This window comes from Pseudomonas soli, assembly GCF_021283165.2.
GTDB classification, from domain to species: Bacteria; Pseudomonadota; Gammaproteobacteria; order Pseudomonadales; family Pseudomonadaceae; genus Aquipseudomonas; species Aquipseudomonas soli.
This window is the reverse complement of the sequence record NZ_CP128543.1, coordinates 47,571-62,790: the sequence shown is the minus strand read 5'-3', so window position 1 is coordinate 62,790 and position 15,220 is coordinate 47,571. Positions and strand designations below refer to the sequence as shown.

Annotated in this window: 14 protein-coding genes; 4 read left to right on the top strand and 10 right to left on the bottom strand. The window is 63.3% G+C overall.

What is annotated here, in order from left to right:
- Positions 1 to 21 precede the first annotated feature (21 nt).
- Positions 22 to 225 carry a twin transmembrane helix small protein gene (locus LU688_RS00305; RefSeq protein ID WP_023628968.1) on the top strand — a complete coding sequence of 68 codons (204 nt, stop codon included), beginning with the start codon at positions 22 to 24 and terminating at the stop codon, positions 223 to 225.
- 15 nt (positions 226 to 240) lie between these two features.
- On the opposite strand, the gene LU688_RS00300 is transcribed toward LU688_RS00305, so the two are convergent.
- The 4 genes from LU688_RS00300 to coxB are packed head-to-tail and all read right to left on the bottom strand — an operon-like array spanning position 241 to position 4,473.
- Positions 241 to 1,128, bottom strand: coding sequence for a cytochrome c oxidase subunit 3 (locus LU688_RS00300; RefSeq protein WP_031314487.1), 888 nt, complete (start codon positions 1,126 to 1,128; stop codon positions 241 to 243).
- 16 nt (positions 1,129 to 1,144) lie between these two features.
- Positions 1,145 to 1,702: a cytochrome c oxidase assembly protein gene (locus LU688_RS00295; protein ID WP_038707108.1), complete on the bottom strand. Its 558-nt coding sequence runs from the start codon at positions 1,700 to 1,702 to the stop codon at positions 1,145 to 1,147.
- 10 nt (positions 1,703 to 1,712) lie between these two features.
- Positions 1,713 to 3,302, bottom strand: a complete 1,590-nt coding sequence (gene ctaD / locus LU688_RS00290) for a cytochrome c oxidase subunit I (RefSeq protein WP_023628965.1) — start codon at positions 3,300 to 3,302, stop codon at positions 1,713 to 1,715.
- Between the two features lie 43 nt (positions 3,303 to 3,345).
- Positions 3,346 to 4,473 (bottom strand): cytochrome c oxidase subunit II, encoded by a 1,128-nt coding sequence (gene coxB / locus LU688_RS00285; RefSeq protein WP_023628964.1) that lies wholly within the window; start codon positions 4,471 to 4,473, stop codon positions 3,346 to 3,348.
- A 381-nt stretch (positions 4,474 to 4,854) separates the two neighbouring features.
- Between coxB and LU688_RS00280 the strand changes: the two genes are divergently transcribed.
- Positions 4,855 to 5,496, top strand: coding sequence for a hypothetical protein (locus LU688_RS00280; protein ID WP_023628963.1), 642 nt, complete (start codon positions 4,855 to 4,857; stop codon positions 5,494 to 5,496).
- A gap of 96 nt (positions 5,497 to 5,592) precedes the next feature.
- Here the strand turns inward: LU688_RS00280 and LU688_RS00275 are convergent, their stop codons facing one another.
- From LU688_RS00275 to prlC, 6 genes are all read right to left on the bottom strand, one after another.
- Complete coding sequence (locus LU688_RS00275) at positions 5,593 to 7,128, bottom strand: SulP family inorganic anion transporter (RefSeq protein ID WP_023628962.1); 1,536 nt, start codon at positions 7,126 to 7,128, stop codon at positions 5,593 to 5,595.
- 188 nt (positions 7,129 to 7,316) lie between these two features.
- Positions 7,317 to 8,036 carry a carbonic anhydrase gene (locus LU688_RS00270; RefSeq protein ID WP_023628961.1) on the bottom strand — a complete coding sequence of 240 codons (720 nt, stop codon included), beginning with the start codon at positions 8,034 to 8,036 and terminating at the stop codon, positions 7,317 to 7,319.
- A 304-nt stretch (positions 8,037 to 8,340) separates the two neighbouring features.
- Positions 8,341 to 9,396, bottom strand: coding sequence for a PA0069 family radical SAM protein (locus LU688_RS00265; RefSeq protein ID WP_371041513.1), 1,056 nt, complete (start codon positions 9,394 to 9,396; stop codon positions 8,341 to 8,343).
- A gap of 63 nt (positions 9,397 to 9,459) precedes the next feature.
- Complete coding sequence (locus tag LU688_RS00260; protein ID WP_094010803.1) at positions 9,460 to 11,454, bottom strand: M3 family metallopeptidase; 1,995 nt, start codon at positions 11,452 to 11,454, stop codon at positions 9,460 to 9,462.
- Positions 11,455 to 11,567: 113 nt separating this feature from the next.
- Complete coding sequence (locus tag LU688_RS00255) at positions 11,568 to 11,849, bottom strand: YheV family putative zinc ribbon protein (protein ID WP_023628738.1); 282 nt, start codon at positions 11,847 to 11,849, stop codon at positions 11,568 to 11,570.
- Complete coding sequence (gene prlC, locus LU688_RS00250) at positions 11,846 to 13,933, bottom strand: oligopeptidase A (RefSeq protein ID WP_167335922.1); 2,088 nt, start codon at positions 13,931 to 13,933, stop codon at positions 11,846 to 11,848. Before prlC ends, LU688_RS00255 begins: the two co-directional genes overlap by 4 nt.
- A 66-nt stretch (positions 13,934 to 13,999) precedes the next feature.
- Between prlC and LU688_RS00245 the strand changes: the two genes are divergently transcribed.
- Together LU688_RS00245 and LU688_RS00240 are read left to right on the top strand one after the other, a co-directional pair.
- The gene (locus tag LU688_RS00245) at positions 14,000 to 14,548 is read left to right on the top strand and encodes a gamma carbonic anhydrase family protein (protein ID WP_023628737.1); all 549 of its coding nucleotides are present in this window, start codon (positions 14,000 to 14,002) and stop codon (positions 14,546 to 14,548) included.
- Between the two features lie 20 nt (positions 14,549 to 14,568).
- Positions 14,569 to 15,216 carry an HAD family hydrolase gene (locus LU688_RS00240; RefSeq protein ID WP_094011055.1) on the top strand — a complete coding sequence of 216 codons (648 nt, stop codon included), beginning with the start codon at positions 14,569 to 14,571 and terminating at the stop codon, positions 15,214 to 15,216.
- Positions 15,217 to 15,220: the final 4 nt, after the last annotated feature.

Sequence of the window (15,220 nt, the reverse complement as noted above, 5' to 3'; positions counted from 1 at the left end):
CGCATCCCCCGGAGTTTCGCCATGCTCAAGGCCGCAATTGTCCTGATGCTGCTGGCCACCATCGCCAGCCTGTTCAGTGGCCTGGTGTTCTTGGTCAAGGACGACGACCAGTCGACCCGCCTGCTCAAGGCCCTTACCGTGCGCGTCGCCCTCGCCACCCTGACCATCGCCCTGGTGGCCTGGGGCCTGATCAGTGGGCAACTGGTGTCGCACGCACCTTTCTAAGTGTTCCCTCCGTGGTCAAAGCACATACACGAAGATGAACAGCCCCACCCACACCACATCGACGAAGTGCCAGTACCAGCTCGCCGCCTCGAAGCCGAAGTGCTTGTCCGGCTCGAAGTGCCCGCGCAACACCCGGCAGAACATCACGAACAGGATCAGCGTGCCCAAGGTCACGTGCGCGCCATGGAACCCGGTCAGCATGAAGAACGTCGCGCCGTAGATGCCCGAGCCCAGGGTCAGCCCGAGTTTGTTGTAGGCCTCGTGGTACTCGTAGGCCTGCAGGGCGAGGAACGCCAGCCCCAGCAGGATCGTCAGCCCCAGCCACAGCTTCAGCGTGCCGCGGTGCCCCTTGCGCAGGGCGTGGTGGGCGATGGTCACGGTCACACTGGAGCTCACCAGCAAGATGGTATTGATCAGCGGCAGGTGCCACGGATCTATAACCTCCTTGGGCGGTGGGAACAGTTTCGGGTCCGGTGTGTGCAGCAGCGGCCAGACGAACTCGAAGTTGGGCCAGAGCATGTGCGTCACACCCTTGGCCCCGTCGCCCCCCAGCCACGGCCCGGCCAGCACCCGCACGTAGAACAGCGCGCCGAAGAAGGCCAGGAAGAACATCACCTCGGAGAAGATGAACCAGCTCATGCCCCAGCGGAACGAGCGGTCCATCTGCGCGCTGTAGAGCCCGGCGTGGCTTTCCTTGACCACCGCGCCGAACCAGCCGAACAGCATGTAGGCCAGGAACAGCGCGCCGACGAAGAAGATCAGCGGCCCATGGGACTCCGGGTGGCCGGCCTTGAGGTCGTTGAACCAGGTGCCGAGCCCGAACACGGTGATGAACATGCCGATCGTGGCAATGATCGGCCACTTGCTCTGCGCCGGTACGTAGTAATGCTCGTGGCTTGCCATGATGTATCTCCTTCCCTCAACGGGCGCCCTCGGTCGCGGCGTGGGCGACCGGGGGGTGGCGAGCGGTGATGTCGAACAGGGTGTAGGCCAGGGTCAGGTGTTTCACCGACTCCGGCAGGTCGCGGTCGACGATGAAGCGCACCGGCATCTCGATGCGCTCGCCCGGCTGCAGGACCTGCTGGGTGAAACAGAAGCACTCGGTCTTGTGAAAGTACGCCGCGGCCTCGGCAGGGGTGATGCTGGGGATGGCCTGGGCGCTCATGGGCTGGTTGGTCGGGTTGCGGGCCACGAAGATCATCTGGTTCACCGCCCCCGGGTTGACCTCGATCTGGTCGGCGGTGGAGTGGAACTCCCAGCTCATGTCGCCGGCATTGGTCGACATGAACTGCACCCGCACCGAACGGGTCGGGTCGCTCACCTGGGTGCCCGCGTACTGCCCGCCGGTCTTGCCATTGATACCGAAGGCCTTGCACATCACGTCGTAGATCGGCACCAGGGCAAAGCCGAAGGCGAACATCACCACGGTCAGCATCAGCAGGCGGCTGACCAGGCGTTTGAGCGACAAGCCGTCCATGGGCGGGCTCCTACTTCACTTCCGGCGGCGTCTGGAAGGTGTGGTAAGGCGCAGGTGAAGGGATCGACCACTCCAGCCCCTCGGCGCCGTCCCAAGGTTTGGCCGGTGCCGGCGCGCCACCGCGGATGCACTTGATGACGATGAACAGGAAGAAGATCTGCGTGGCGCCGAACATGAAGGCGCCAATCGACGAGACCATGTTGAAGTCGGCGAACTGCAGGTTGTAGTCGGGGATGCGCCGGGGCATGCCGGCCAGACCGACGAAGTGCATGGGGAAGAAGGCCAGGTTCATGCCGACGAACGACAGCCAGAAGTGCAGCTTGCCCAAGGTCTCGTCGTACATGTGCCCGGTCCATTTCGGCAGCCAGTAGTAGGCCGAGGCAAAGATGCCGAAGATCGCCCCGGGCACCAGCACGTAGTGGAAGTGGGCGACCACGAAGTAGGTGTCGTGGTACTGGAAGTCCGCAGGCGCGATGGCCAGCATCAGCCCGGAGAAGCCGCCGATGGTGAACAGGATGACGAAGGCGATGGCGAACAGCATCGGCGTCTCGAAGGTCAGCGAGCCTTCCCACATGGTGCTGACCCAGTTGAACACCTTCACCCCGGTGGGCACGGCGATCAGCATGGTGGCGTACATGAAGAACAGCTCGCCCACCACCGGGATGCCGACCACGAACATGTGGTGCGCCCAGACGATGAACGACAGGAAGGCGATCGCCCCGGTGGCATAGACCATCGAGGTGTAGCCGAACAGCGGCTTGCGCGAGAACGCCGGGATGATCGAGCTGACCGCGCCGAAGGCTGGCAGGATCATGATGTACACCTCGGGGTGACCGAAGAACCAGAACACATGCTGGAACAACACCGGGTCACCGCCGCCGGCGGCGCTGAAGAAGCTGGTGCCGAAATGGATGTCCATCAGCATCATGGTCACCACACCGGCCAGCACCGGCATCACCGCGATCAGCAGGAACGCGGTGATCAGCCAGGTCCAGACGAACAGCGGCATTTTCATCAAGGTCATGCCGGGGGCGCGCAGGTTGAGGATGGTGGCGATCACGTTGATCGCGCCCATGATCGAGCTGATGCCCATCAGGTGGATGGCGAAAATGAAGAAGGTCACGCTGGCCGGGGCGTAAGTGGTCGACAGCGGGGCATAGAAGGTCCAACCGAAGTTCGGCCCGCCACCGGGGCTGAACAGGGTCGAGACCAGCAGCAGGAACGCCGCTGGCAGCAGCCAGAAGCTGAAGTTGTTCATCCGCGGCAGGGCCATGTCGGGCGCGCCGATCATCAGCGGGATCATCCAGTTGGCCAGGCCGACGAAAGCCGGCATCACCGCACCGAACACCATGATCAGCCCGTGCATGGTGGTCATCTGGTTGAAGAATGCCGGCTCGACGATCTGCAGGCCGGGCTGGAACAGCTCGGCGCGGATCACCATGGCGAACGAGCCGCCAAGCAGGAACATGGTGAAGGCGAACCACAGGTACATCGTGCCGATGTCCTTGTGGTTGGTGGTCAGCACCCAGCGCATCAGGCCCTTGGCCGGGCCGTGGGCATGTTCATGACCGTGGGCGTGGTCGTCGATCACTGCACTCATGTCCTGTCTCCTGCAATCCACTGACTGCCGCGGGTAGCCCGGCTCATTGCGCTTCGGCCTGCTTGAGCGCCAGCACGTCCTTCGGCGTGACCATGTCGCCCTTGTTGTTGCCCCAGGCGTTGCGCTCGTAGGTGACCACCGCGGCGATATCGACTTCCGAAAGCTGCTTGCCGAATGCCGCCATGGCGGTGCCCGGCTTGCCGTGGAAGACGATGCCCAGGTGCGCTTCCTTGGGCCCGGTGGCGATCTTCGAGCCCTTGAGGGCAGGGAACATCGGCGGCAACCCCTGGCCTTCGGCCTGGTGACAGGCCACGCAGGTGGTGTGGTAGACCTTGTCGCCACGCGCCACCAGCTCTTCGAGGGTCCATTCCTTGCTGGTCAGCTCCTTGAGCTTGGCCGCCTCGGCCTTGCGCTCGCCGAGCCAGGTGTCGTAGTCGGCCTTGGATTTCACTTCGACCACCACCGGCATGAAGCCATGGTCCTTGCCGCACAGTTCGGTGCACTGGCCACGGTAGATCCCGGGCTTCTCGACCCGGGTCCAGGCTTCGTTGACGAAGCCGGGGATGGCATCACGCTTGACCGCGAAGGCCGGCACCCACCAGGAATGGATGACGTCGGCAGCGGTCACCAGGAAGCGCACCTTGGCGCCCACCGGCAGCACCAGCGGCTGGTCGACTTCGAGCAGGTAGTGCTCGTCCTTCGGTGAATTGTTGTGGATCTGCTCGGCGGGGGTGGCCAGGTTGCTGAAGAACTCGACGTCCTGGCCCAGGTACTTGTAGTGCCACTTCCACTGGTAGCCGGTGACCTGGATATCGATGTCCGAGTCGCTGGCGTCGTAGATGTCGATCAGGGTCTTGGTGGCCGGGATGGCCATGGCCACGAGGATCAGGAAGGGCACGACGGTCCAGAGGATCTCGACCCAGGTATGCTCGTGGAAGTGCGCGGCCTGCTGCCCGGTGGAACGGCGGTGGACGACCATCGACCAGAACATCGCGCCGAACACCACGATGCCGATGATCACGCAGATCCAGAAGATGGTCATGTGCAGGTCGAACACCGCGTGGGAGACTTCCGTCGCCCCGGGCGCCATGTTCACCGTCCATGCGGCCTGTGCCTGACCAAACAATGACCACAGCAACAGGCCCATCCAGACATGTGGATGTCGCATCATTGCGGGTTCCCCTTATCGTTCTTGTAGTCCCGGAGGCGTGGACGACCTGCTACGACAAAGGGGGGAACGGTGGCCAAGACTGCCTGGCTTCGACGACCGAGCCCCCTGCTTAAGGCAGTCGGGCCTCATCAACGAATCACGTTTCAAGCGGAGTATAGACACCGACGAATGGGGCGCAACGCAGGGACTGAAATGATCTTCACGCAACCAAACGTTTGCGCTGAAAGGCCCATGGATACTGGGCCGGGACACAATAATGGCACATTGATATAGCCAATTTCCTACACGTGCCTCAGAGATATAACAAATGCGTCTTAGCGATTCTCGTAAGCAAGCTAACTTAGTGTCTTCCGTTTGTAACGCCTTGTCCCTGGAGTTGTCATGAACATCGCTGCTGTACGCGAGCAGATCGAAAACGCCCATCAACATGAGAGCCGCACAGGCCAACTGAAAAACCGTCTCGAGAAGCAACTGCCACACCTGCACCCTTCGATTCACCTACCCCAGCAGGACGCCCAGGGTACTTTGGCCCGCTTCGTCGGCGCCTATATCAACGAGGTTCCAGAACTGCTCGAAGCCGCGCACACCGTGGCCCTCGAGGCCGGCATCGAATCGCAGATCAAGCCAGTGCTGAAGATTGCCGAGGCCTATTTCCTGCAGCCACCGAGCGTGATGGCGGGGCAGGTCGGGCTGGACTGCCTGTTGGACGAGGCCTACCTGGCGCATCGCTTGGTCGAGGAAGTCAACGACCTGTATATCCGCCATTTCCAGCAGCCGCTGATTCCGGTGGATACCACGGTCGCCAACCTGATCGCCCACCAGCTGATCGGCGAGACCTTCGCCAACCAGCTGGATGAGGTGGTGCATCACTCGGTGGACGAGATGCTCGATGACGAGAGCTTTGCCGTGGAGTCAGTCGAGCACTATCGCGACAAGCTGTCGAACCCGGAAACCGGAGAGGCCTGGAAACGCTGGCCATGCCTGTCGCGCCAGCTGGGCGTGGAGTTGAGCCAGTCGGCCTGAGTTGACCTGATCCGACCCTATCACGGGGCAAGCCCGCTCTCACGAACTCGATCATGGGAGTGGGCTTGCCCCACGATAGGCCGCTACAGACTTACCCTAAGCGCCAACCCCCGCCGTAGTCCGCAACCTTCCCTCGACCCGCCGCTTCAGACGCCGCTGCTCCAGCACCAGCCGCGAGCCCTTGGCCGCGCCGCTGCGGCCCCAGTCCTCCAGCAGTTCCAGGCAGGAATGGTCGATATAGCTCAGGTTGCCGAGCGGCACGTGCAGCGTGGTTCCCTCCGGCACGGAATCCAGCACCTGGGTCAGCGCCGGCACCTTGAGGAAGGTGGCCGCGCCGCCAAGGCGAAGCTCCATGTGCCCCGGCTCGTCCAGCGCCACCAGGTTGATCTTCAACCGCGCCGCCTTCAGCGCCAGTTTCAGCAGGGTCAGGGCAAAGCCCAGCAGCACGCCGGTCAGCAAGTCGGTAAAGATGATTGCCAGGGCCGTCGCCGCATAGGTGAACATCGGCATCCGCCCGTAGCGGCCCAGGCCGCGGAACGCCTTGAAGTCCACCAGTTTCACGCCGGTGTAGACCAACACCCCGGCCAGGCTGGCCACCGGGATCTGTTGCAGCACACTGCTCAGCGCCACGACGAACGCCAACAACCACAGGCCATGCAGGATCGCCGAGGCGCGAGTCTGCGCACCGGCCTGGACATTGGCCGAACTGCGTACGATCACACCGGTCATCGGCAATGCGCCGAGCACGCCGCAGAGCATGTTGCCGATACCCTGCGCCGACAGCTCTCGGTCGAAATCCGAGCGCTGGCCACTGTGCATGCGATCGACTGCCGCCGCGGACAACAAGGTCTCGGCGCTGGCGATGAAGGCCAGGGCGAAGGCCGCCACCAATAGGGTCGGGTCGGCCAGCTTGAGCAGGTCGTCGGGGCGCAGCCAGTCAATGGCCTCGGACAGGTCCGCAGGTACCTGCACGCGGTTGACCGGCAGAGCCAGCCACAAGCTGACAGCGGTCATTGCCGCCACACCGAGCAAGGCACCGGGAATGAAGCGCAGGCGTTGCGGGCGCCAGCGCTCCCAGCCCCACATGATGGCGATGGTGCCCAGGCCCAACGCGCCGGCCTGCCAACCGGCGCCTGCGCTTTCCAGCGGCAGGGCCGAGGCCAGCGTCGCCGGGAAGCCCAGCAGGTTGTCCACGCCCGATGGCTGGGGCGCCGTGTCGAACATCACGTGCACTTGGGACAGCACGATCAGCACGCCGATCCCGGCAAGCATGCCGTATACCACCGCTGGTGCGGTGACCCGGAACCAGCAGCCCAGGCGCAAGCGCCCGGCCAGCAGTTGCAGCAGGCCGGCCAACAGCAGGATCGGCCCGAGCATGGCCACGCCATGCTGGCGCACCAGCTCGAACACCAGCACCGCCAGGCCCGCCGCCGGGCCGCTCACCTGCAACGGAGAACCGGCGAGGAAGCCCACGACGATGCCACCGATGATCCCGGTGATCAGCCCTTTTGCGGGCGGCATGCCCGAGGCGATGGCGATACCCATGCACAAGGGCAGGGCTACCAGGAAGACCACCACCGAAGCCAGCAACTCACGCGGCATGGCCGCCTTTATCTGTGTCATGTTCACCATGTAGCTCCTTTCTAGATTCACGGCCATTCCGCTGACCGCTAGCACGGGGAAGCCTGAACGACGCGCAGGCGTGGGCCGCCAGCGGGACTGCCGGCACGGCATTCAGGAAGATTCAAGGCAGGCGAAGGCCGCGCCGCACCCATCGGGTGCAGCCGGCAATCAAGGCTTGTTCAGCGTGTTGGGGTCGCTTAGTAGCGGCCTCTCGGTGTGGCAGAAGGGATCGACTCGCCTGCGGTCAGCGGCAGGAAGCGGTCGCTGGCGGCATCGTAGGCTTCGATCTGGCTGGTTTCGATGTCGTAGATCCAGCCATGGATGTGCAACTGGCCGGCCGCCAGGCGCGAGGCGACCGAAGGATGGGTACGCAGGTGGTGCAGCTGGGCGATGACGTTTTCCTTGGTCAGCAGCTGCATGCTTTCGTGCTCGCTGCCGCAGGAGCAGTTGTCTTCGATCACGGTCCGAGCCACTTCGGCATGGCGCAGCCAGGCGGAAACGGTCGGCATCTTGGCCAGCGATTGCGGGTTGAGCACCGCGCGCATGGCACCGCAGTCGGAGTGACCGCAGACGATGATGTGGTGCACGCCCAAGGCCAGCACCGCGTACTCGATGGCGCTCGACACACCGCCGTTCATCTGCCCGTACGGCGGTACGACGTTGCCGACGTTACGGGTGACGAACAGGTCGCCCGGCGAACTTTGGGTGATCAGCTCAGGAACGATACGCGAATCGGCGCAGGTGATGAACATCGCCCGCGGCTTCTGCGCGGTGGCCAGTTTCTTGAACAGCTCTTGCTGCTCGGGGAAGACTTCGGTGTGGAACCGCAGGAAGCCGTCGACGATATGCTTGAGGGCGGCATCGGCGCTTTCGGCGGGTGCGGCCGGGACAACCTTGGATGGGTCCTTGACGGGCATGATTCATCCTCTGGACGGTTTGAAAGTGAATTCCATGTTACCGGGGAAAGATCAGGGTGACGCGGGGATTTAGATGACGCGCACGGGTAAATAATCACAGTCACCGCTGACTCATGACTCACGCTAGCGTAGGAAACTTAACTGAAACTTAATTGCGCAGGCTCTAGAACGGGCGTTCTGGATAGGAGAGGGGAGAACTGGATAATAGCAAAAAAGCATCAGATGCCAAGCTGCATGAGTGAAATTGTTGGGTTGCTTTAGTTGTACTTATAGAGCTCGACTTCCCGATTGAACGAGCCGCTGGCTAGAACAGCGCCATCTGAGCACCGGGAGGACAGAATGCGCTGCAGTCCAGCGCCAACTCCTCACGCCCTTCGAACCCCAGCCGCCTGGCCGCCTTGCGAAAGCGCTGCGCCAGCAAGTCAGCGAACACCCCTTCACCGCGCATCCGCGCACCGAAGCGGCTGTCGTACAGTTCACCGCCCCGGCTCTGACGAATCAGGCTCAGCACATGCGCGGCCCGCTGCGGGTAGTGATCGTGCAGCCACTGCTCGAACAACGGCGCCACCTCCAGCGGCAAGCGCAGCATCATGTACGCCGCGCTCTGCGCGCCGGCCTCCTTCGCCGCCTGCAGCAGGTGCTCCAGTTCGCTGTCATTGATCATCGGGATCATCGGCGAGCACAGCACGCCCACCGGCACACCGGCCTCACGCAGCACGCGAATAGCGCGCAGGCGCGCCTTTGGAGCGGCCGCACGTGGTTCGAGGGTGCGCTTGAGCTCATCGTCCAGGGTGGTGAGGCTGATCATCACCCGCGCCAGGCGCTGGCTGGCCAGCTCGCTCAACAGGTCCAGGTCGCGCAGCACCAGCGAGCCCTTGGTGACAATGGTCACTGGGTGGCGGTAGCGCAGCAGAACTTCGAGCAGGCGCCGGGTCAGCTGTTGTTCGCGCTCGATGGGCTGATAAGGGTCAGTGTTGGACCCCAGGTTGATCGGCGCACAGACGTAGCCAGGCTTGCTCAACTGCTGCTCGAGCACCTCGGCGGCGTTGGTCTTGGCGATCAGCTTGGTTTCGAAGTCCAGGCCGGGGGAGAGGTCCCAGTAGGCGTGGCTGGGACGGGCGTAACAGTAGATGCAGCCATGCTCGCAACCGCGATACGGATTTATGGAGCGGTCGAAGGGCAGGTCAGGGGAGGTATTGCGGGCGATGATGGTCTTCGCCACCTCGATCCGTACCTCGGTGCCCTGGGTTATCGGCACCTCCTGGTACCACCCGTCATCCTCGGCCACCGCACGACTCGGGGCGAAACGGTTGTGCGGGTTGCTGGCGGTGCCGCGGCCGCGGATGGGAGAAGTAGACATGACGACAATCCATTTACTGTATTTTTGTACAGTATAATGAGTCGTCATCGATAGCCAGTACCGTCAGGCAGGCTGATGCCAGTCACGGTAGGCCGCCAGGGAAAGCCCCCGGCCGACGAACGCGTTGAATGAAGCGGAAAGCCCGCGCAAAGCAATCTTGGTCATGAGTTCCCGCCGCATTATCCGCGCGACCTCCCGCTGATCGACACCTTGTTCCTCGAAGCGGGTGAACGCATCGATGGCATGCGCCTGGGCCCATTTGTAGCTGTAGTACCCGGCCTCATAACCTGTCACCAGATAATCGAAAGACTCGACGAAACGCTCCTGCGCGAACGCCGCAGGGAGCCCGACCAGATGGCTGGCCTGGCGCGCCAGGTCTTGCAGGTCGAGACGTGCATCCCTATCGCGATGCGCGATGAAATCGAACCAGGCACGACGCAGCTTCTCGGCCTCGGCCACGCCTCGCAGCCGCCGTCGGCTCGCCAGCCAGCGCCGCAAGGCTTCCAGGGGAACCGGGGCAGTATCCGCCATGAGGGCAGTGACGCCTTGCAGAGCCGGTGCGGACCAGCACCATTGCTCGAACAGGATGCCAACGAACTCACAGCTGTCCGGGCCGAGCATCGCCGGCAAGGTGCGATTGAGGCGACGGTGACGATGGGTCACGAGAATCTGGTGCAGCGCATGGCCGAACTCATGGTGGAGCTTGCACAAATCGCTGTGGCCAAGGTGCGACGTAAACCCATCGGGCCCGTGTGCGAAGGAGCACGACAGCAGTGTGGTTGGCAATGTCATCGCACCGTCGGCATCGACATGGCGCTGACGCATGGGGTAGCAGTACGGCCAGGACACTTTGCCAGGACGCGCGTGAAGGTCGAGGTAGATGTACCCCAGGACGCTACCCTGTTCGCGTACCTCCAGCACTTGCACATCTGCGTGCCAGACCGCGACGGCACGCGGCACCATGCGGATATCGAACAATCGTTCGTGCAGCTCGCGCAAAGCGGTCAGGGCTGTATCGAGTGGGAAGCGATCACGCAGTTGCAGCCCGGCGACAGCATCGTCCCTGAGTTGCCTGGTCAGATAAGCGATATCCGAAGGCTCAAGCGCCCCCATACCCAATTGGTCAGCCCGCTCCTGCAGTTCCTCGAGGTCGGCCTGCAGCCTGGGACGGTTCTCTTCGATCAGACCCTTGATGAATGCTTCGACCTCGCTTGTGGTACGAGCAGCTTTCAGCTCGAGCCCGAACTCGGCAGCGTTGGACAAGCCCAGCAGCTGGGCCCGCTCGTGTCGCAAACGCAACAGCGCTTGCATTACCTGGGCATTGTCGTGGTCAGGGTCCGTCTCCAGTGACCGGGAAGCACGGTAGACCCAGGCACGCAGCGAGCGATCATCAGCCGATTCGAGAATCGCCTCGACGGTCGTTTCCCCCAGGTCGATCAGCCAGCCATCCAGCTCCTCTTCCTGGGCTTTGTCACGCAGGCGCTGCCGTTGGGGTCCGTCAAGGCCACTCAATTGCGATTCATCGGACAACAAACGTGCACCGGCACTTCGGGCGCCGCTGAGATTGTCCATGAACTGCCGTTCGAGCCCGCTTATGGCGGCTTCGGTCGCGCGCAATTGGGCTCGTTCAGCGCCACCCAGTTGAAAGCCACCCAGGCGAAAGTCCCTGAGAATCCTCGACAGCACCACACGTTGCTCAGTGTCGAGTGTCGCCTCGTCGATGCGTTGATAGGCCTGCAACAGCCCCGGATATTCATGCTTAGACCGCTTCCAGCCGCCGAGCAAACCATGGCAGGCACCCACGGCATCGGCCCAATCCTCGCCCTCGTAAGCGAGGGGGACCAGTGAGTGAAAAGTGTCCTCCAGCCGCTGGTCGAGCCGCTCGATTGCCAGGACCAGGTCATTCCATCCAGGAAAATGCGCCTGATCGGCAACGATCCGCTCAAGCGCTACCAGGTTGGCATCATGAATCTGACGAACAGCCGGTTCGAGCTGCTCGGGCCGCAACGACGCGTAATCAAGCAGCCCGCCAGGAAGAAAAACAAATGGATGGGTCATCGTGCATCTCGGTGCGGGTCAAAGGACCTACACCTTAGTGACCCACCCAAGCGGGACAGGCAGCAATATCTACCCTGCCCCCAAAGAGCGTCCCGAGGGCGCCCGAAAGGTCGTTATTCCGAAGGCTTCTTCAGCTTCGGATTGGGGAAGAACTGCACGGTCTGCACCTTGGCCGGCGGCGCTTTCGGCGCCAGGTGATTGACCCGGGTGCCGAGCTCGCTGGGTACCGACAGGCCTTGTTCGTTCAGGGTGTCAGTGAACCCGCAGGCCACGCACTCACGGTGCGGCACGCCGTCCTCGTTCCACATCATCAGCTTGTCCATCTCGCTGCATGCCGGGCATACCGCCCCGGCGATGAAGCGTCGCTTGCTCTTGCTCAAGGCTACCTCACTCATGCCACAGCGTCCTCGGTGAGGCCGCTGTGGCGCAACAATGCATCGATGGAAGGCTCGCGGCCACGGAAGTCGACGAACAGCACCATCGGCTCTCGGGAACCGCCACGGGCCAGGATGGCTTCGCGGAAGGCGCGACCGGTCTCGGCGTTGAGCACACCTTCTTCCTCAAAGCGCGAGAAGGCGTCGGCCGACAGCACTTCGGCCCACTTGTAGCTGTAGTAACCCGCCGCATAACCGCCGGCGAAGATGTGCGCGAAGCTGTTGGGGAAGCGGTTGTAGGCCGGCGGACGCATCACCGAGACCTCGTCACGCACGCCCTCGAGCACCTGCAGCACGCTGCGGCCGTCGCCATGGGTGGCGTGCAGCTCGAAGTCGAACAGCGAGAACTCCAGCTGGCGCACCATCATCATGCCGGACTGGAAGTTCTTCGCCGCGAGCATCTTGTCCAGCAGGTCCTGGGGCAATGCCTCACCGGTCTCGTAGTGGCCGGAGATCAGCGCCAGGCCCTCGGGCTCCCAGCACCAGTTCTCCATGAACTGGCTCGGCAGCTCCACCGCATCCCAGGCCACGCCGTTGATGCCGGACACGCCGGCATGCTCGATACGGGTCAGCAGGTGGTGCAGGCCGTGACCGAACTCGTGGAACAGGGTGGTGACTTCGTCGTGGGTGAGCAGCGCGGGCTTGCCGGGCGTGGCCGGGGTGAAGTTGCACACCAGGTTGGCCACCGGGCTCTGCAGGCTGCCATTGGCGGTGCGGCGATGGTCGCGGGCGCCATCCATCCAGGCACCGCCACGCTTGTTGGCGCGGGCATAGAGGTCGAAGAAGAAACGGCCGACGTGCTGGCCGTTTTCCTTGATCTCGAACAGGCGCACGTCCGGGTGCCAGCTGTCGAAGCCCTTGAGCTCGTTGATCTCGATGCCGTACAGGCGTTGCACGATGACGAACAGGCCGGACAGCACCTTGTCGATCGGGAAGTAGGCGCGCAACGCTTCCTGGGACACGCTGTAGCGCTGCTCGCGCAGCTTCTCGCCGAAGTACCCGGCGTCCCAGCTGGCCAGCTCGGCGGTGCCCTGCTCGGCGGCATAGGCCTTGAGCTGCTCCAGGTCCTGGGCGGCGAATGGCTTGGAACGCTTGGCCAGGTCGCGCAGGAAACTCAGCACCTGGTCGCTGGACTCGGCCATCTTGGTGGCAAGGCTCAGCTCGGCGAAGTTCTTGTAACCCAGCAGCCCGGCCAGCTCCTGGCGCAGGTCGAGGATCTCTTCCATCACCGGGCCGTTGTCGAACTGGCCGGCGTTCGGGCCCTGGTCGGAGGCACGGGTGCAGTAGGCGGCATACACCTCTTCGCGCAGTGCGCGGTCGCTGGCGTAGGTCATCACTGCGTAGTAGCTGGGGAACTCCAGGGTGATCAGCCAGCCGTCCAGGCCCTTGGCCTGCGCTGCGGCGGCCATCTGCGCCTTGGCCGAGTCGGTCAGGCCGGCCAGCGCGGCTTCGTCGGTGACGTGCTTGGTCCAGGCCTGGGTGGCGTCGAGCAGTTGGTTGGAGAAGCGGCTGCCCAGTTCGCTGAGCTTGCTCTGCACCTCGGCGTAGCGCTGCTGCTTGTCGGCCGGCAAGTCGATGCCCGACAGGCGGAAATCGCGCAGGGCGTGGTCGATGATGGTTTTCTGCGCCACGTCGAAGCTGGCGGCTTCAGGGCTGGCGGCCAGGGCTTCATAAGCTTCGAACAGGGCACGGTTCTGGCCCAGTTCGGTGGAATAGGCGCTCAGGGCCGGCAGGCACGACTCGTAGGCCTCGCGCAGTTCCTGGCTGTTGCACACCGCGTTGAGGTGGCTGACCGGGCTCCAGGCGGCGCCCAGGCGGTCGTTGAGTTCGTCCATTGCCAGCACCAGGCCGGCCCAGGTCGGGTTCTTGCCCTGCTTCTCAAGGATCTCGGCGATGGCCTTGCGGTTGTCGGCGAGGATCTGCTCGATCGCCGGCAGCACATGCTCGGCGCGGATCGCCGAGAAGGGCGGCAGATCATGGGACTGCAGCAGCGGGTTGTTCGCACTCACGGTTCGGGTACCTTGGCAGGAGAAACACGGGACCATCTTAATTACAATCGACGCCGACCGCAGCAGGCAGCCTGCCTATCGGCATTGCAGAGGAACACTATCATGGCCATCCGCACGTTTCGGGAACACACGCCGAAAGTGGGACCACGGGCCTTCGTCGACCGTTCGGCGGTGGTCATCGGCGACGTCGAGATCGGCGAGGACAGCTCGATCTGGCCGTTGACCGTAGTACGCGGCGACATGCACCGGATCCGTATTGGCGCGCGTACCAGCGTGCAGGACGGCAGCGTGCTGCACATCACACACGCCGGGCCGTTCAACCCCGATGGCTACCCACTGATCATAGGCGACGAGGTGACCATCGGTCACAAAGTCATGCTGCATGGCTGTACCCTGGGCAATCGCATCCTGGTCGGCATGGGCAGCACCATCATGGACGGCGCCATCGTCGAGGACGAAGTGATCATCGGCGCCGGCAGCCTGGTGCCACCCGGCAAACGCCTGGTCAGCGGCTACCTGTACATGGGCAGCCCGGTGAAACAGGTGCGCCTGCTGAGCGAGCAGGAACACGCGTTCTTCCCCTACAGCGCCGGCAACTACGTCAAGCTCAAGGACCAGCACCTGGCCGAAGGCTACGACCTCCCGGAATGAATCCGACTGCAGAGAACACCATGCACCAGCAGAACATCCTCTTCGACCTCGACGGCACCCTGACCGACCCGCGCCTGGGCATCACCCGCTCGATCCAGTACGCCCTGGCCAAGCTGGGCATCGACGAGCCAGACCTTACCCGCCTTGAGCACTTCATCGGCCCGCCCTTGCTGCAGGCGTTCATGCAGTTCTATGCCTTCGACGAGGCCAAGGCCTGGGACGCGGTGAACTTCTACCGCGAGCGCTTCAAGGTAACCGGGCTGTACGAAAACCTGGTGTTCGACGGCGTGCCCGAGTTGCTGCAAGCGCTCAATGGCCAGGGCCGCACCCTGTACATCGCCACCTCCAAACCTTGGGAGTTCGCCCGTGAAATCGCCCGGCATTTCGCCTTCGACCATCACTTCAAGGTGATCTACGGCAGTGAGCTCGATGGCACGCGGACCAACAAGGTGGAACTGATTCGCCACCTGCTGGACGAGGAGGGGCTGGATCCGACGCAGACCTTGATGATCGGGGATCGCAAGCATGACCTGATCGGTGCGCGCAGCAACGGTTTGCAGGCCGTCGCGGTGGGCTATGGGTTCGGCAGCCGGGAAGAACTCGAGGCCGAGGCGCCGGCGTTCCACTTCGAGACGCTGGCCGAGTTGCACCAGGCATTCGTGCGCTGATCCC